Below are 17,049 nucleotides of genomic sequence, written 5' to 3'. Positions count from 1 at the left end.
TGCGAGGACCGTCAGCCGGCGATCAGCTCATTGGTCCGTTCGTACTCTTCCTTCGCCGACTCGAGCAGCTCTCGCCACGAGTCCACGTCAGGACGCCGCCGCAGCAGCGCTCGCCGTTCGCGCTCGGTCATACCGCCCCACACCCCGAACTCGATGCGATTGTCCAACGCATCGGCGAGGCATTCGGTACGGACCGGGCACCCTCGGCAGATCAGCTTGGCCCTGTTCTGGGCAGCTCCCTGGACGAACAGCGCGTCCGGATCCGCACCTCTACAGGCGGCACGGGAGGTCCAATCCGTGATCCACATTTTCGACCCCACTCCCCTTAGGTGGTCAGTCGTCATTTGGGGCCGACGGGCGCGGGCGCCGAGCCTCCGTATTCAGTTGCCGCATTGAGAACGTACGCAACGAGACGTTCGGGCCGACAGACCCCAGAGGACCAATTTCTCGCCGTAGTCTTGACCGGGAATGACTAGTCACCCCCGCCAGTCAAGGCGAAATGGTGGTGCGATACCGATAACGTCACCCTTTCGACGTACTCTTGGTCCTGTGCAAGCTCGTGGCAAAGATCGCTCCTCGCCGGTTCTCAACGTTCTCAAGCTGATCGTGGCCGGCTCCATCGCCGGTGTGCTGGCCGCTGCCGTGGCGCTGCCCGCGGTCGGCGGCGCGGGAGTCTCTGCCAAGAGCGGCATGGAACTCCTCGATCTCAAGCCAGAAGATCTTACCGAGCCGCCGCTCTCCGAGCGCACCAAGCTGGTGGACGCCGACGGCAAGCAGATCGCCCAGTTCTACTTCGAGAACCGCCAGTCCGTGACGCTGGACCAGGTCGCGCCCATCATGCGGACAGCACTCATCGCGATCGAGGACTTCCGCTTCTACAAGCACGGCCCCCTCGATCTCGAAGGCACGACCCGGGCATTGATCAAAAACCTTACCACCGGCGGCGTCACCCAAGGCGGGTCCTCGATCACCCAGCAGTACGTCAAGCAGGTGCTGGTCAACGCCGCCGAGACGCCCGAAGAGCAGGCCGCGGCCATCGCGCCGACGGTCTCCCGCAAGCTCAGCGAGCTGCGCAACGCGATGGCGATCGAGGAGAAGTACACCAAAGACGAGATTCTGATGAAGTATCTCAACATCGCCTACTTCGGCGCCGGGGCACACGGCATCCAGGCCGCCGCCAAGCGCTTCTTCGACAAGCCCGCCTCCAAGCTCAACCTCGTCCAGGCCGCCACGCTCGCCGGCGCGGTCCAGAACCCCGCCAGGACCGACCCGAACGTCGGCCCGGCATCCAGGAAGCTGCTGCTGGAGCGGCGCAACATCGTCCTCGACCGGATGCGTGAGCTCAAGATGATCACGCAGGCGGAGGCCGACGAGGCCAAGGCGAAGAAGCTCGGCTACAAGGACGTCAAGTTCCCCGGCGGCTGCGAAGTCAGCGACTATCCGTACTTCTGCCTCTATGTGCAGAACGAGATCCTGCTCAACGAGGACTTCGGTAAGACCGCCAAGGACCGTCTCAAGCTCCTGCAGCGCGGCGGCCTGACCATCAAGACCACGATCGACCCGAAGATGCAGAAGGCCGCCGAGAAGGCCATCAAGAACATGGTCAGCACCAAGGACAAGCCGGTCGCCGCCCAGGCGATGATCGTGCCGGGCACCGGTGAGATCAAGGCGATGGCGGCCTCCCGCAAGTTCGGCGGCAACAAGAAGAAGAACGAGATCAGCTACAACCTGGTCGCCGACGTCGCGCACGGCGGCGGCCGCGGCTTCCAGCAGGGCTCGACGGCCAAGGCCTACACCCTGGCCACCGCGCTCGAGGAGGGCCTGAAGTACAAGGACGGCTTCCCGGCCCCGGCCGGTTACGAAGCCCCCGGCTACAGCACCTTCAAGGACTGCAAGGGCAAGCCCGTCGGCGACCCGACCCACACGGTCCGCAACTCCAGCGAGGGCGGCGGCGGCTTCAAGACCCTGCAGACCGGCACCTGGGGCTCCGTCAACACCTTCTTCATGAAGCTGGAGCAGAAGGTGGGGCTCTGCAAGGTCGTCAAGCTGGCCAAGCGCATCGGCCTCAAGCGGGCCGACGGCAACAAGCTCGGCGAGTTCGAGACGTTCACCCTCGGCATCAACGAGGTCGACCCCGTCACCGTCGCCAACTCCTACGCCGTCTTCGCCGCCCGCGGCAAATACTGCCAGCCGCTCGCGGTGACCGAGGTCAAGGACCGCGACGGCAAGATCACCCGGTTCAAGCCCAAGTGCTCGCAGGTCATGGACGAGAAGGTCGCCGACGCCGTCAGCGGCATCCTCAAGGGCGTCTTCTCCCCCGGCGGCACGATGGCCGCGGTCGGCGGCATCGGCCGCGACGCCGCCGGCAAGACCGGCACCACCGACGGCTACACCGCGGCGTGGTTCGCCGGCTACACCCCGAACCTGGCCTCCGCCGTCAGCGTCGGCGACCCGCGCGGCGCCTTCACCCACGACCTCGTCGGCGTCACCATCGGCGGACGCTACTACCCGTACGTGTACGGCTCGTCGATCGCCGGCCCCATCTGGAAACAGTCCATGATGTCCGCGCTCAAGGGCGTCGAGGCGACCAGGTTCCGCTCGGTCGACCAGTCCCGCTTCGGCGGCTGCAGCGACCACTGCGCGCCCAAGCCCAAGAAGAAGAAAAAGGACGACGACGGCTTCGACTTCGGCGATCGTTTCGACGTCCGGGACGATGACCGCGGCAATGACCGTCGTGATGACCGCGGCGGCGACCGGGGCATCTTCGACTGGGACGACAACCCGCTGGTCAACAACGACTGACGCGGTACGGGCCCCCGGCGGTCGTCGCCGAGGGCCCGTACACGCCGACCCGTGCCGACCCCCAGCGGTCACCGCCGAGGGCCCGCACGCGCCGACCGCCGTCAGGACGCCAGCCGTGACCGCACGGCGGCGGCCACCCTGCCTCCCTCGGCCCGCCCGGCCACCTTCGGGTTGACGGCCTTCATGACCTGTCCCATGGCCTGCGGCCCGGAGGCCCCCGTCTCGGCGATGGCCTCGTCGACGAGCCGGCCCAGCTCCTCGTCCGACAACTGCGCCGGCAGGTATTCCTCCAGCACCGCCTGCTCGTCGAGCTCCGCCTGAGCCTGCTCGGCGCGCCCGGCGTTGCCGAACGCCTCCGCCGCCTCCCGCCGCTTCTTGGCCTCCTTGGTCAGCACCTTGACGACCTCGTCGTCGGAGAGCTCCCTGGCCTGCTTGCCCGCGACCTCCTCGACGTTCACCGCCGCCAGTGCCATCCGAATCGTCCGGAGACGAACCTCGTCCCGGGCTTTAAGCGAGACCGTCAGATCGGCCTTCAGCTTGTCCTTCAATGCGCTCATGCGGTCCATCTTGCCGCTTGCGCGGACGGGCCGTGCCGGATGTCGGGCATCATGAAGGGGTGAGGAAAGCTGTCGCGGTGCCCCTGTCAGTGCTCGGCCTCGGCCTGGCCGGCCTCGGATACGCCTCGGTCGTGGAGCGCAACTGGTTCCGGTTGCGCCGCTTCGATGTACCGGTCCTGGAGCGGGGACAGCGTCCCGTACGCATCCTGCACCTGTCGGACCTGCACCTGACACCGAACCGGACGATGCTGATCAACTGGGTGCGCTCCCTCGGCTCCCTGGAGCCCGACCTGGTGGTCAACACCGGCGACTCCATCGCCCACCCCGAGGCCGTCCCGTCGCTGCTGCACGCCCTGGAGCCGCTCCTGTCACGCCCAGGCCTGTTCGTGTACGGCTCCAACGACCTCTACGCCCCCAAGCCCAAGAACCCCGCCCGCTACCTCTGGCGCACCTCCAAGAACGACCGCCGCCAGCACACCCCCTCCCTCCCCTGGGAGGAGCTCGGCACCGGCATGGCGGCCGAGGGCTGGCTCGACATGAACAACACCACGGCCCGCATCAAGGTCGGCGACCTCGACGTGGCGGTGGCGGGCATCCACGACTCCCACATCAACCGCGACCGCTACGACCTCGTGGCCGGCCCCGCCCCCGCCGACGCGGACCTCCGCCTGGGCGTCATGCACTCCCCCGAGCCGCGCAACATGACCCGCTTCGCCGACGACGGCTACCAGCTCCTGCTGGCCGGCCACACCCACGGCGGCCAGCTCTGCATCCCCTTCTACGGCGCCCTGGTCACCAACTGCGGCATCGACAGGGCCCGCGTCAAGGGCCTGAGCCGCCACGCCGCGTCCTGGCTGCACGTCTCCGCCGGCCTCGGCACCTCGCCGTACGCCCCCGCCCGCTTCGCGTGTTTCCCCGAGGCTTCACTGCTGACGCTGGTGCCTCGGCGCTGACGGTCACAAGCACCCGCGAAGTCGGCTAGACTTTCCCAGGCACGCGCAAGTTGGTGTGCAGCGGGGTGTAGCGCAGCTTGGCAGCGCGCTTCGTTCGGGACGAAGAGGTCGTGGGTTCAAATCCCGCCACCCCGACTCGGTAGTTGCAAGTCAAGGGCCTGATCGCTGGAGACAGCGATCAGGCCCTTGATCGTTTGACCGTCATTTGACCTTGATTCTGAGCGCCTCTGCGGGTCACTGACAGGTTCAAAAAGTTCTTCTGGGGACTTTGATCATCGGACCGTCGCGGATTCACCCGCGTCAGGTCGTTCAAACCGGGGCTTGGGCGGACGGGTGGCAACCGTGGGATCGATCTATTCGCCTCGTGAACCCAGGCCGGCCTGGACCACTACCAAGTACGCGGCTGGACGGCCTGGCACCGGCACATCACCTTGGCCATGCTCGCGCTGGCCCTGCTGGCGGCCAAGCACCCAGCGACCAGGACCGCATCCCACTGACACTGCCCGAGATTCGCCGACTGCTCGCCGCACTCAAAAGCCTGTTGGCGGACCACGGCGACCACTGCTCGCTTTCCGGTGGCCGTGCGAGAGAACGAGGAGGTGGAACCCGTGAACGCAGTATCGACATGGGTGCTCCCCTCCGGGGTCACGGTCGGGCGATAGGTCGTCCGGGAGCGCCGTTCAAGAGCACTCCCGAAAGGCACGACCATGCACTTCACTTCCGAACAGCGCCTCGATGACGGCGTCCTGGAACGCGAATTCACCCTCGGCGAGCTCCCCGGCATCCTGTGGACGCCCGCGTCCGCATCCGCGCCGGTCCCGCTGATCCTGCTCGGCCACCCCCCGCTCGGACTGCACAAGATGCGACCGGGTTCTTCGCCCGGCATCTGCGCTAGCCGCGGGCGGGGGCCCGCCGCCAGGCCGGCAGCAGGCGGTAGGCGGCGCCGGCCCCCGACGGCCAGGCGATGCCCCCAAGACCGGTGACATAGCCCTCCTCGCACGCGCGAAGTCGGGGACCGCGGCGGGCGTCGAAACGTCCGGACGTATCGCGGCTTGCAGACGAGAACGGCGTGGGTGTGGCCCAGCAGGTAAAACTTCAAGGGCGCCTTGCGGGGGGAGCAGCTTGGCCACCCGCGGCCCTCCTGTTTCAGCTCCTCCTGAATCTCCACCACGAGGTCGCTGATCGCAAGGGCACGGGTAAAGCCACCTGTTAGACGTGCCGGGGACTATGTAGGAACCAGCCCCGTCGGGGCTGTCCCAGAAATGGTCATTTCCGGGATGAGGGCTGGTCGGGGACCTGACGTAGCGTGTCGGTCGCGACCACTGCAGGAGCCCGAGCTTAGGCTGGCGATCATAGCCGGTCGATTGTCGTGCCTGTGGTGTCGAAAACCCGCCGGTGTTGCCCACGGACGTAAGGCCCTAGCCCCATGCCTTTCAATCTCGATGCCCTCGATCCCAGCCATGTCGCCGGTCATACCGTGCTGAAGGCCGACCTTGGTGTCGGTGGTCGCCACCTCTTGGTGATCTCTGGCTTCGCGCTGCCGGCGTGGAAGATCGACGACGACAGCACGCATCGAGAAGTCTGCCGAGTGCGTTTGCGGGTACCCGCTGGAACGGTGGAGCAGTCCACGGTTCATGTAGGACTCGCCAGCATCGCCAACGATGACACCGAGTACGTCTTCGCCACTGACGAAGCACGCCTGGATGTCGACGATGCCGGTGAGCTCGTCCTGGTCACCCATCTCGCATTGATGGGCGAGCCGTCGATCCTGAATCGCTTCTCCTATCAGGTAGTACTGACCACCCGGGTAGTGGTCACCGAGATCACTGGGACAATCAGCTGGCCGACCGCGTGGTTCCGGCCGACGTCAGCCGGTCCTGCCGGGGTGTCCGGAGTGTTCGGTGTGATGGCCAATGAGCGCACGACAACTCAGGCGGGACCCCCGCTAGGGGGCGAGATCGAGCACCTGAGACCCGTCACCCCCGGTGAGATCGTGTCGGTCACCATCGCCGAGGACACCTGCCGAGCCACCTACCGGATCTCCGAGCCTCCAAAGGGCATGCAGCTCAAGGTCACGGTAAAGCAGAACGGCCTGAACGGACCTGGCGAGATTTCGATAGCTCCTGTCGTACCCGATGGCGACCGGATGACCCTGTCCGTCGCGCAGCCCTCCCGCACGGGTGTCGACTTCATCGCCAGCTCGTTTGTGGGGCCGGGATGAACTTCCCTGTCATTCCTCCGACCCCCGAACAGACCTACGCAGCTTTGCCCTATCGGTTTCCGCTGTTCGAAAAGCAGCCGGTCGTGCGCATCCCCGTGGCTGGGCCTCCACCGTTCAACACTCTCGCTGTGGTACGCACCAACGCGCACATCAGCGACTATGGCCACGCTAACGGCGAGATCCAACGGCGCCGAATAGTAATGCCCACCGCGTTGATCCTCGCTGACTACGATCCGCAGCGCCCTGAGCAGCAGCAGGTGGTCCACTCCAGCAGCGCGACGGTGCACATGATGCAGATCAGCACTGAGGTAGGTCCCTTCACCGACGACAACACCGATTTCGTCATCGCTATCGATGGGGTCGTCACGGAGTCAACGATCGATGAGGACGGCCGGTGGCTAGTGAGTGTCGACGTCGCCGACGCATTCACACAGGTGTTCGCTGGTGCCTACGCCGAGATCAGCAGTTGGGTGCTGTGCTTCGAGCCTCCAGGCTCGTCGACGACCGGCACTTCGGCCGGCTCGCTCACTACAAGTGGTCTCGACCCGCTCACGGTCTTTCACAAGCTGGTGGCCCTCTCCTTCGAGTTGGGCACCGCTGGTCGGGATGCGGAGTCGACTGCTGCTGTTCAGGCGGCGGTGGAGTTGCTGCGTGAATTTGATCCGCCTGCTCAGGTGTTGCTCGACTACCGCAAGGCGTTGGCTTCGGGGCTGCATCTGCTGACCCGGCGGCATATCGCTGATCAGCGTCTGGAGCAGGCCCGCGTCACCGCTGGTGAGGCGATTGAAGCCTACCGGCAGGTCGCGGCCACTCCAGGGGCGGATGTGATCGTGGTCAGCGGCAGCCTGGCCAACCTGTCGGGCGAGCTGAGCGCTGCCGGTCTGGACGTCGAATCGATCGCTGCGGTTCAAGCCGCCGCCGACGTGCAGGACTGAGGCATAGGAGCAGATCTCCGCCTGCCGTTCTCGATCGTCGCCGGACTGAATCGGCGCACGACCGGAATCTAGGGAGGAGAAGACCGAATTGTGCCGTTGACAGAGCTGTCGGCGATCTCGGATGGCCATCGCAGATAGTGAGTCACTATCTGCGATAGTCCCGGCGCTGACCTGGTAGAACACTCACCTTGGACCGGCGAAATCGCCCTGCTTATCTGTGATAGTCCGTAGCACGTCGGCGGCATTCGGCAGGTTTTGTACCCAAACGTCCGAGTCTTTGCGGAACTCGTCGTGCGGGTCAGCCAGGTCGCCGGCGGCGTTCAGTCGTCCAGGAACAACGACAGTGACCAGGAGGACAAGTACCGGCTGAGGTGATCGAGGGTGGCGGTGATATCCCGAGTGGCAGGCCCGCCATGGGCGATGGCATTGCGGGTACGGCGCAGTCGTGCCTGCGCTGTCGTCCACCGAGCGAAAACCTCCCCGGCCCAGTTGGACAGTGTGGCGGGAGAGGTCAGATGGGCTGAGAGCTGGCGCAGTCGGCGGGCCACCCAGCTATGCAGGGGGCAGAGCTCGATCAGTCGAGGGAATGCCTCTAAGGCGGCCAGGCCGCCGAAATTCACCATGCCGGGGGCGGTGGAGGTTCTGATCTTGTTACGCAGTGCGCTCAGCTCGGCGTGATAGCCGGTAGCCTTAGGTACCCAACCCGTGATCCGTAACCGCGTGCTCGCCTTCGCCGTGCGGGTCGACGTACCGGGATGCGGTGGAGAGCATGGTCGATGCCGGTGGAGCGTTGTGACAGGTCGCGGTCGCGAGGGGCTTGCCGGAGGGGGCCGCCCAGCGGGAGGGACTGCGCTCCAAGCTCAAGCGGCTGGTGGAACGCGGTTGGGCGTGTGAAGAGGAGCCGGAACTTGCGGCGGTGCCAGCGCCAGCGGGCGCGGCACTTGCGGCACCGATAGTTGCCGGGGGTTGCGGGGGCGCCGCACGGGCACCGGCCAGACATGAACGGGAACGTGCGCATCAGGGCTTCACCTCCTCCCGGCATAGGCGGTCGGCCGGCCGCGGTGGGCGTAGGTGCCCAGCAGGCGGCGGCTCAGGGTTCCAGTGGGGGCGTGGCGGCGATCCTCAGCACGGATCACGGCGACCGCCACCACGAACAGCGTCAGCGTGGCGACCGCCAGGGCCAGGGCCAGCAACACGACGAACAGTCCGATGTCCACTGCTCACGCCCCCTCGAACTCGTCGAGGGCGATCACGTCGCGGTAGGAGTCCCGCGCGGCGCGGCGCTCCATCGCTGCTTGGGTGACCAGGACGGCTTCGTAGCGGACGCTGCCGAAAGCGATGCCGGCGACGTGGTGCCCGTTCTCGGCGATAGGCGTGGTACCCAGTAGGGCGGCGATGCGCCCGACTTCGTTGATCGCCTCGGCCTCGGTGGAGGCGTCGGTGTTGTACTTGGTGTGCACCGACACCCGGACGGTTCCGTACCTGGGAACGGGCACCTGCGGGTGGCTGTCCAGGAACGCCGCCAGGGCGCGCAACCTGCTAATCAGTTCGCGGTGGTGGTGGCGCTGAGCTGGGCTCATCTCGATCACATCCCTTCCGATTCCGGTGACCTACGAGGTGAAGGTAGGTTTCGGGGAAGGGGTGAACCCATCGCGCGATGTGATCATGCAGTGAGATCAAAAACATCCGGCGATGAGATGGATCAAATCCCGTGGTGAGATAACTCCCAGCTCACGGCAGGTGCCGGCACGAAGGGACCCCCGACAGAGTCCTTGGGAACTGGCGCTCGCGCGAGCGCAGAGGACTCTGCCGGGGGCGTTGACGCGACGATGCGGGACACGGTGGCAAGGTGTGAGCGAGCCGGTCAACCGCACCGTCGCGCGTCTGTGGGGGCCTTCCTCAGGGGTGATCGGGTACGGCTTGCATCCCATGCAGCTCGACTACCTGGGCGGTGGCGAGCGCGTAGGGATGGTGCTGGAAGTCGTCCCAGGCAACGAACACGTTGTGAGCTGTCGGCACGACGGTGTCGAACAGACCGGGACGGTACAGGTCCGCCAGAACGCCGACGCTGCGGGCGCTGATCACGGTGAAGACGATGAAGTCCTCACGCAGCATGGGGCACTCTTCCAACGCCTTGGGAATGCAACGCCAGCACGTCGGCGGGGCGTTAGTGCGTCCGCTGTGCAGTCCGGTGGGCTCGAATACCGTCTTGGTCAGCGGCCACGGGATCAGCCCCGACGCGGAATCGGTCGCTGGGGTGCCGCACACCTGGCACAGCAGCTCGTCCATGCACCTCCACTGCCTGCGCGTGTTCAGCTTGCGCATGCGCTCTGTACCGCGCGTGGCCAGATGGTCGCGAAGGTCGCGGGTACGGGCGCGGAGGATGCCGCCTCCGCTGCGCCGCTTGGCCGCATGCAGACTCACCCAGTCGCCGGGCCGCGACGGCAGATAGGCCAGCCGCAACCTGCCCGCATACGGCACGAACCCGATCGGGTCGTTCACCAGCTCGTTGGCGAACGCGATGGTGTACGGGATCGTCGAGTAGCCGGTCACGCTAAACCGCCCTTCCGGGGCGGCATCTTGCCGGACGGAGCCGGTGTGGGCTGGGGATGCACGGGCGTGGCCGATCGCAGGTCTCCCACGCGCGCGGCGATACGCCGTGCTGCTCGCTGCGGATCCGCCGTTGGATGCCATGCATAAACGGGCCGGTCTCGCCGATCGTTCCAGCCCGAACACCACCAGAAAAGATCACCGTTCGTCCACACGACCAGGCCGCGTGACACCGACACCACGGCCAACCCGTAGCCGTCGTTCACGTCGGTCGTGATCCCATGGGCGGCCAGCTCTCGTTGCAGCCGGTCAGCCACGGCAACGGCGGTAATGGGAGCGAGACGGGTCGTCTCTTGCTCCGGAGTCATGTGCCGGCTTCCCGCAATCCGCTCACCGAGCAATGGATGGCGAAAGACAGACAAATGCGGATCTTCGAAAACGTCTCAGATCAGCTCTGACCTGCGCCACGGACTGATGTGAGGTTTCCAAGCGAAGCGGTTCCGCATAATCTCACCGTGATATCTCACGGTGAGATGGACTAGAACAGCTCCACTACTCCCGAAAGGCTGCGCTACCAGGGGAACGGAACGCCGCCATGACGATGGACCAAGAGCGAGTTCGCCATGTCCTTGAGACTGTTTTCGCACGTCAGGACGTGGAAGATGTGTGCAAAAAGCGTGATCTCGGCGGAGTTATCCGCATCCTGACCAAGTACGGCATCACCCAGGGCCAGATCGCGAACCTCACCGGGATCCCTCAGGGGCGCGTCAGCGAGTACAAGAGCGGCAAGCGCGTCCCGACCGCAAAGCATATATTTGAGTCGTTTGCTGACGGTTTGGGCATGCCCAGTCACTTGCGACGCCATCTGGGCTTGGCGTCCTCCGGTGGCGGAGGCAGTGCCCGAGTCGTCAACGATGGGGTGCAGATCCCCACGGACACATTCGACTTGCAGCTCTTCGCTGAAGCGATCGGGAAAAGGGGCGAGCCGTTGAAGCGCCGCGAACTACTGGCCATGGTCGGACAACTTGGTGCCCAGTCAGCTCTGGTTCAAAGTGAGGCATGGGAGAAAGTAGCCTTTGCCCTGTCCAGGCCGAGCGCTATTGACGAAGCGGTGGTCCGGGAGATGGAGGCGAGAGCCGCCGGTTTCCACCGCCTCGAAGAGATGCTTCCTGCGCATACGATCTTCAAGGGCTTGGCGGCCCACCTGAACGAGGTCGGAACCATCCTGAACGGCACAGCCACGGATCCCAAGGATGAGCTTCGTAGACGCTTGATCGTGGTCGCCGGCGAAAGCAGCGTACTTGCTGGCTGGATCGCAACAGACCTCGGCAACATCTCTGCGGCACGGAACTTCTACGACACCGCTGAGAAGGCGTCGAAGGAGGCTGGTGACCCAGCAATCGTTGCGTGCGCCTTCGGATATGGAAGCTACATACCGAGCGGCAAGAGTAACCACGGCAGAGCCCGAGCCCTCCTGACAACGGCTCTACAGCACTTGCCCAAGGACACCTCCCCTGGAACTACATCGTGGCTTGCCGCTAGACATGCCGAAGAGAGCGCGGCGCTCGGCGAAAGTGAAGCAGCTCTTCAGTCATGGGAAGAGGCACGCGAAGCGTTCAACATCGCCGATCCGGAGGAGGACCGCGTATGGACACGATTCCTGGACCGGGATCGTTTCGACTCTTTCGCCATCTCCACCTACGCCCAGATCGGCCGACTGGACGAAGCCGAAGCGGTCGCGCACGCGGTCATATCACGCCTGTCCGAGGTCGAGAGGAAACGGGCAGGCATCATCCTTGGTGACATTGCTACAGCCCATATCGTCCATGGCTCAGTGCAAGAGGCGGCCAAAGCAGCGCGAGACGGCCTCACCGTAATCCGCGAGACAGAGTCCGGCATCTGGCTACCACGATTCATCGTCATCGGAGAAGCACTCAGACGCTGGCAGACACAGCCACCAGTACGCGCCTTCCTGGAAGACCTGGCTATCACGAAGCGTCAATTCTCCGCGTCTCCGCGCTGATCCAGGCCAAGTAATCTTCACTGCCTGCCGTGATCTCAGTTGCGATGATCTCCGGCGTCTCGTAGCTGTGATTAGCTTTGATGTGGGCCTCAAGCGCATCGAATAGAACGCGTGTGGTCATGATGACCAACTGCCATTCTTGCTCATCACGCAACTCTCCGCGCCACCAATAAAAGGATCGAATCGGCCCGACGATTTGAACCCCAGCGGCTAGGCGATGTGACGTGATGCTACGCGCCAAACCTATCCCCTCATCAACGCTCGGGACCGTGGTTAGAACTTGTATGTAATTCTTCATAACGCAATCCACCAGTTCCGAACCAATCGGACATTACGATATTGCTTCTCCCAGGCTGGCATTCTCCTCAGAGCGAAGTTCGGCCTACGTCACGTTGAAAGAACGTCATGAGCTGCTTACCAATTGATCGCATTTCCTCTGACTAGCTTCAGTACACAACTACTGCCGGCCAGGGACATAAAGAAGGACTCAAACTAATGATGGCGGCGGTCCAACCTGTAGGTGAGAGACGGCCACGAATCGATGGATAAGTGAAACCCAGCCGGTTATCAGTCAAGCCGAGACATTCATACCTGTCATCAGCTCCACAAGTTCTTGCATGAGCCCAGGCCCAGATAGTCCGCTCGCTCCGAGCGCCACGAGATCTAGTGAGCTACTAAAATATCTTCCCCTTCGTGGGTTGAGAAGTGTTACCTGCTCTATCTGCAAGCCCGAGGCATAATACATTGCAGCATATGTCAAAACTTGACGGAAGTCCGACGATCGGAACGGGCGAGTAACAGTCTTAACTTCCACTAACTCCCGATCACGTTTGATATCGGCAACGGCCTCGTCCACAATGCCGCAACCGGGAACAGCAGGGCTAAAATCAAAACCCTGCTCTATAGTTGCATACTTTTTAATAGTTCGACATATCCTGTAGGCTTCATACCATTCACCTACCGCTAAGCGCTCAATAGCGTACTCCCCACGAGGCAAATTAACGACAAAGTCTCTTGCATTTTTTTCAAATTCCTTTGGGCCAACGGACGGCAGTTTGACGGATCCCTGGGCCGCCATAGAAAAAGCTACTTCCGCGATCAAAGCATGTCGCTCACTACTACCAGATGCCGGCACAGATGCTCCGAGAGATTGCTGCTGAGAGTTTGACCAACGGACGATCTGCTCAAGTGTTGGCGCAATCTGCCGCCAGGTCGATGCATGTCCGGAGAACAGCTTTACAGGTATCAAATCGGCACCACCCAGGATGGGGATTGGCTCTTCCCAGCCACCCAATCTCTTAGCAGCTTGTCGAACGGCCGAAGCGCATGTTTATTTGCGTCTCTCCAGTGTTTTCCCTCATCGCCAAGGGTATACGAGCCGATGACAAAAGCTCGCTTGACCCAAGGTTCCGCTGCGGCCACATAATTTTTCAAGTCGCTAAGCCAATATGCTGCCCTCCATCTCGCCATAATAAGCACGATGTCACGTCGAATGTTAGGAGCGGGACCGCTGCCGAATCCGTGATTGTCATTGAAGAGCTTGATAAAGAGTTGCTCGTTAGCGACAGAACGATGACTGGCGAGAACTCGAATCATGTACGCCAGATTCAAAGCGATGTTCGCCGTATAATGCGAGGTAGTGATTAAGTTTCGGATTCGCGCATGAATAGCCTGAGCGAACTCCGGATCAGCAACCTCATCAAGTGTGTTGCGTACAGCAATCATGACCTGAGGAATTACCGGGGCCAGTATTTCAATGTTGTCTAGCAGGGAAACAATAGCCTGCTTACGCGTTCCTGCGTCAAGATATTGTAGGGCGCGTATTAGACGCCTGGATAGGGCAGCATGTATCCGTCCTTTCGTAAGCTCGGCGCGCAGAAGAGCGAGGATGTCAAACTCGTGAAGCTTGTCTTTGAGATGTATGTAATCATCTGTAGCTGTTGGCGAGTATGGATCGAAGTGGATGTGCAGCCCGAGAAATCTCGCCGCGCTACCTTCCGGAGCATCGGGCGGGTCAAGCGTCGAAAGGTACTCGGTCGATGACATTATTCGGGTCTTCCCTTTTTGCAAGGAAAGACCCTCGTTAACCAACAGCTTTTCTGAGGCGAAGCCGATCGCTCGATAGGCTGTCTCCATGTCGTTGACAAAAAAGCGATAATCATCCGCATATCGGCAAAAGTTGGCCGTACTCGGATTCGCTGCCAAGAGGTCGTCTACCCTATCGAGGACCAGCTCAGACAGAAGGCGAGCTGCAGGTCCGCCAACCGGAAGACCATACGATGTATTGCGCGAAAGGTTCGACAATATCGACATTATGTGTCGAGTACGCATGGCCCCTGCGTCTACCTCTCGCAGCGAGTTTTCGAGACGATGATGATAGATCCGCGAGTAGAAGTCGGCGATGTCAATCGCAACCACATAGCGGCACATCTCGGCTCGCTCACGAGTTTCCTTTTGGAAGTGAACCCAGCCATCTTGCGCAAATAGGCTTCCATCTCCATTTGGCTGATATCTGTAAGAAAATACGTGCTTCTCCGTCATAGGCATTCTATAGTCTTCTATCGCTGGCGCGAGGGCGAGCACGAGACTCAGTAGATAAGCGTTCCATTGCGGGTCTATCTGCGTCGCCCAACGAAAGCCTGTATAACCGACTGGAGTTAATGTTGAATGATTTACAATCGGATCAAGATTCAAATAGGTTTCGAAATCTGATGCGATGTCGGCCAGCAGCGAGGACACCTCGCCGGGCTTGTCATGAATCATGTGATTCTCGACAGGGAAAGGGAAGACGTCGGTGTCCCCCCAACTACCTATGTTTGCGACAGCGCTTGTGAACGTCTGTGTGTCGATCAGTGGCATAGGTAGCCCTCCGGTTCACGTGTTGTTGTGGAGCGTGCCAGGATCATGGGTACTCAGTCAACGCTCCGTCACGAGTTGAACCCTTGGTCTCCACGAACCTGTGGGGGAACAGCGAGATCTAATCCTGACCCTTGCGCCTCGCGTTTGGGTGATTCGGAAGCCCACTGCACTCAATGCCCCAGGTTGGACAGGAACGGCGTCCAGGCTCCTCGCTGCGCCCCCGGTAGGCATGTCGGTGTGGCTCCAGCTACAGGACGCGGGGTAAGGCAGGAACCAGCAGGGAGGCCGGGGATCTTGGCGGATAACGATTGCCACCAGAGCGACCATCTGGCGGACCTTCGGGGTGTGACACGAATGGGTCTGGGCTGACTGCTGCGGCCAGGCGAGGCTCTGGGCCGGCCCCGGATGAGGTGCTTGAGGGTTGAGTACCGCCCATAAGCACCTCAGGGCTCCACCGCCCTCTGGAGCGGTGACCGCGAGAGGTTGCTGCGCACCTACACGCGCATTGGTGCTATGCTGGAAGCGGCGTACCGATCGGCAGTCTGTGTCGAGTTCCCCGGCTATCACTCGGCGGGCAGACAAACATCGGGCAGCACGTTCGCAGGACATGAAGCCATGCATATCTGATCGTGGCTGAGCTGGGGCAGTTCCGTTTGGAGTGCAATGGTCGCCCCACCATCACAGGCAAAAGACACGCCTTTGCTCGCTGGGCTCTGGTCGCGGACCGCTGTAATCGCTCTTGCACACCTCCCGCTCGTGTTGGTTGTGCTGCTGTACGCTCCGGCTCTGCTCATCTTCCCATTCTGGAAGAAGCGCCATTGCTTTCTACGGAACGTCGTTCGCGACCTCCACGCATGGAGTAATGACATCCTCGACAGATGTCTCTCCGGACGGGGAAAAGGTTCATGACGTCGTCCCCTGAACAGGTCTCCGCCCGCAGACGAGCGTCCTATACTGCTGAGCCCTACAGCCGAGCACTTCAAGAAGTCCGCAAGCTGTCCAGGGATGCACCACTGATCGCTTCTGCGGCAAAAAACGAACAGCAGTTGCTCGAAGCTGAAGTCCTCCTAGCGTTTCGACACGTGGATCTGGGGCCAGAGATGAACATTGCCACGTTCATGCGGCCCAGCCTCGCGGCGCTCTCGTATGCTGTTCCGAACGCTGCATCACTGGAGCTGTGGATCGAATCTGTACAACTACCGATTGCCTGCACAGCGTTGCTTCCAGTCTACTTCGACGGCTCTGGGGGAGGAAGGAAACGAGGGCTTCGCGGTGTCCCTGGCCTACGGGCTTATGCCGAAGAACGACGTGTAGTACTGCACAGAGTCGGAGAAGCGGCGAAGATCACTCTCCGTGGCTTCACACGTTCAGCGTGGAAGAAGAGCCTGGCGAGCGTACGAGCGGATCTTGGCAGGCGAGGGGCAGAAGCGTCTTGGGAGCTATCGCCGGCAGAATGGACAGCGCCGGAGATGGATCTACGCAACCAGCGATACGGACGCCTCTCTTCCTGCTCCTGGCTTCCCAGCGGTCTTCTGCGCAGAATAGGAATGTTCCGCCGAGATCCATCGCCAACGCGCGTAGATGTACTTTGGCATGGATCAGGTCGGAAAGATCAACATCCTCCTCACTTCTATCTGAGCTGGGACAACGGCCCTTCCGTTGATGCTATCCGCAATGCACTTACTGACGACGCATGCGGCCTGGGGCTCCGGATCGTGGGTTCTAACGAGAACCAATGCACACTCAGTCGTATTTCAGATGGTTGGCCTGAAGAACTTGAACTTCGGCAGCACAGGAGTGACAGTGCGGCCGTTGGGGTTGGCGATCCTGCGGATGCTCCGAATCCGCAACCATTGATCGTCGGGCAAGCTGTCCAGACTGCGGTGACCCGCTTCCACCGCCGGTAGAGCAGCTCAGCGCCTGACCGATTCGTGCCACATATTTCGTCAGGTCTCTGAAGCAGCGATTCTTGTTGATCTTGTAGTGCTGACGGCTACTTCTGCCACTGAGGACAGCAACAGGGAGCCAATTTTGGGAGCCACTGCCTTACGGCTTCCTTAGACGTCCCTCGCCCTTCCTTGGAACGTCTAGCGAGGTGAGAAGCCCCCAATCGACTCAGGTCGACATCGCCAGACTTGCTGGTCTTCCT

General features: G+C 62.2%; 14 protein-coding genes, 1 tRNA gene and 1 pseudogene. 7 read left to right on the top strand and 9 right to left on the bottom strand.

Annotated elements, in window-relative coordinates; translation table 11 throughout:
• Window positions 1-11 precede the first annotated feature (11 nt).
• Window positions 12-308, bottom strand: a complete 297-nt coding sequence (locus OHA68_RS15795; RefSeq protein ID WP_148036282.1) for a WhiB family transcriptional regulator — start codon at window positions 306-308, stop codon at window positions 12-14.
• Between the two features lie 241 nt (window positions 309-549).
• On the opposite strand from OHA68_RS15795, the gene OHA68_RS15790 reads away from it, so the two are divergent.
• Window positions 550-2,802 carry a transglycosylase domain-containing protein gene (locus tag OHA68_RS15790; protein WP_327108317.1) on the top strand — a complete coding sequence of 751 codons (2,253 nt, stop codon included), beginning with the start codon at window positions 550-552 and terminating at the stop codon, window positions 2,800-2,802.
• 101 nt (window positions 2,803-2,903) lie between these two features.
• Here OHA68_RS15790 and OHA68_RS15785 read toward each other — a convergent pair whose 3' ends face one another.
• Window positions 2,904-3,359 carry a GatB/YqeY domain-containing protein gene (locus OHA68_RS15785; protein ID WP_189142055.1) on the bottom strand — a complete coding sequence of 152 codons (456 nt, stop codon included), beginning with the start codon at window positions 3,357-3,359 and terminating at the stop codon, window positions 2,904-2,906.
• Window positions 3,360-3,418: 59 nt separating this feature from the next.
• Here OHA68_RS15785 and OHA68_RS15780 point away from each other — a divergent pair, with 59 nt between their 5' ends.
• The 5 genes and pseudogenes from OHA68_RS15780 (at window position 3,419) to OHA68_RS15765 (ending at window position 7,468) form a co-directional block, all read left to right on the top strand.
• Window positions 3,419-4,312 (top strand): metallophosphoesterase, encoded by an 894-nt coding sequence (locus OHA68_RS15780; RefSeq protein ID WP_327108316.1) that lies wholly within the window; start codon window positions 3,419-3,421, stop codon window positions 4,310-4,312.
• A gap of 61 nt (window positions 4,313-4,373) precedes the next feature.
• Window positions 4,374-4,447, top strand: a tRNA-Pro gene (locus OHA68_RS15775).
• Window positions 4,448-4,683: 236 nt separating this feature from the next.
• Window positions 4,684-4,809, top strand: a pseudogene (locus tag OHA68_RS45515) (IS701 family transposase); the annotation flags it as partial.
• A 929-nt stretch (window positions 4,810-5,738) separates the two neighbouring features.
• The gene (locus OHA68_RS15770; protein ID WP_327108315.1) at window positions 5,739-6,533 is read left to right on the top strand and encodes a hypothetical protein; all 795 of its coding nucleotides are present in this window, start codon (window positions 5,739-5,741) and stop codon (window positions 6,531-6,533) included.
• Window positions 6,530-7,468 carry a hypothetical protein gene (locus OHA68_RS15765; protein ID WP_327108314.1) on the top strand — a complete coding sequence of 313 codons (939 nt, stop codon included), beginning with the start codon at window positions 6,530-6,532 and terminating at the stop codon, window positions 7,466-7,468. The genes OHA68_RS15770 and OHA68_RS15765 overlap by 4 nt, the downstream gene beginning before the upstream one ends.
• A 1,025-nt stretch (window positions 7,469-8,493) precedes the next feature.
• Here OHA68_RS15765 and OHA68_RS15760 read toward each other — a convergent pair.
• From OHA68_RS15760 to OHA68_RS15745, 4 genes are all read right to left on the bottom strand, one after another.
• Window positions 8,494-8,685 carry a hypothetical protein gene (locus OHA68_RS15760; RefSeq protein ID WP_327108313.1) on the bottom strand — a complete coding sequence of 64 codons (192 nt, stop codon included), beginning with the start codon at window positions 8,683-8,685 and terminating at the stop codon, window positions 8,494-8,496.
• Window positions 8,686-8,688: 3 nt separating this feature from the next.
• The gene (locus OHA68_RS15755) at window positions 8,689-9,048 is read right to left on the bottom strand and encodes a hypothetical protein (RefSeq protein WP_327108312.1); all 360 of its coding nucleotides are present in this window, start codon (window positions 9,046-9,048) and stop codon (window positions 8,689-8,691) included.
• A gap of 319 nt (window positions 9,049-9,367) precedes the next feature.
• A complete protein-coding gene (locus OHA68_RS15750; protein WP_327108311.1) occupies window positions 9,368-10,021 on the bottom strand; it encodes a hypothetical protein in 654 nt (217 codons plus the stop codon).
• Window positions 10,018-10,335, bottom strand: coding sequence for a hypothetical protein (locus tag OHA68_RS15745; protein ID WP_327108310.1), 318 nt, complete (start codon window positions 10,333-10,335; stop codon window positions 10,018-10,020). The genes OHA68_RS15750 and OHA68_RS15745 overlap by 4 nt, the downstream gene beginning before the upstream one ends.
• 278 nt (window positions 10,336-10,613) lie before the next feature.
• Between OHA68_RS15745 and OHA68_RS15740 the strand changes: the two genes are divergently transcribed.
• Window positions 10,614-12,041, top strand: coding sequence for a helix-turn-helix domain-containing protein (locus tag OHA68_RS15740; protein WP_327108309.1), 1,428 nt, complete (start codon window positions 10,614-10,616; stop codon window positions 12,039-12,041).
• On the opposite strand, the gene cutA is transcribed toward OHA68_RS15740, so the two are convergent.
• The 3 genes from cutA to OHA68_RS15725 form a co-directional block, all read right to left on the bottom strand.
• Window positions 12,007-12,339, bottom strand: a complete 333-nt coding sequence (gene cutA, locus OHA68_RS15735; protein ID WP_327108308.1) for a divalent-cation tolerance protein CutA — start codon at window positions 12,337-12,339, stop codon at window positions 12,007-12,009. The two genes, OHA68_RS15740 and cutA, sit on opposite strands and share 35 nt — an antisense overlap.
• Window positions 12,340-12,612: 273 nt before the next feature.
• Window positions 12,613-13,335: a hypothetical protein gene (locus tag OHA68_RS15730; protein ID WP_327108307.1), complete on the bottom strand. Its 723-nt coding sequence runs from the start codon at window positions 13,333-13,335 to the stop codon at window positions 12,613-12,615.
• Complete coding sequence (locus tag OHA68_RS15725; protein ID WP_327108306.1) at window positions 13,287-14,804, bottom strand: RNA-directed DNA polymerase; 1,518 nt, start codon at window positions 14,802-14,804, stop codon at window positions 13,287-13,289. The genes OHA68_RS15730 and OHA68_RS15725 overlap by 49 nt, the downstream gene beginning before the upstream one ends.
• Window positions 14,805-17,049: the final 2,245 nt, after the last annotated feature.

Source organism: Nonomuraea glycinis, assembly GCF_035920485.1.
GTDB lineage: Bacteria > Actinomycetota > Actinomycetes > Streptosporangiales > Streptosporangiaceae > Nonomuraea > Nonomuraea glycinis.
Note: the sequence above shows the minus strand (reverse complement) of the source record. Positions and strands in the feature narration are given on the sequence as shown.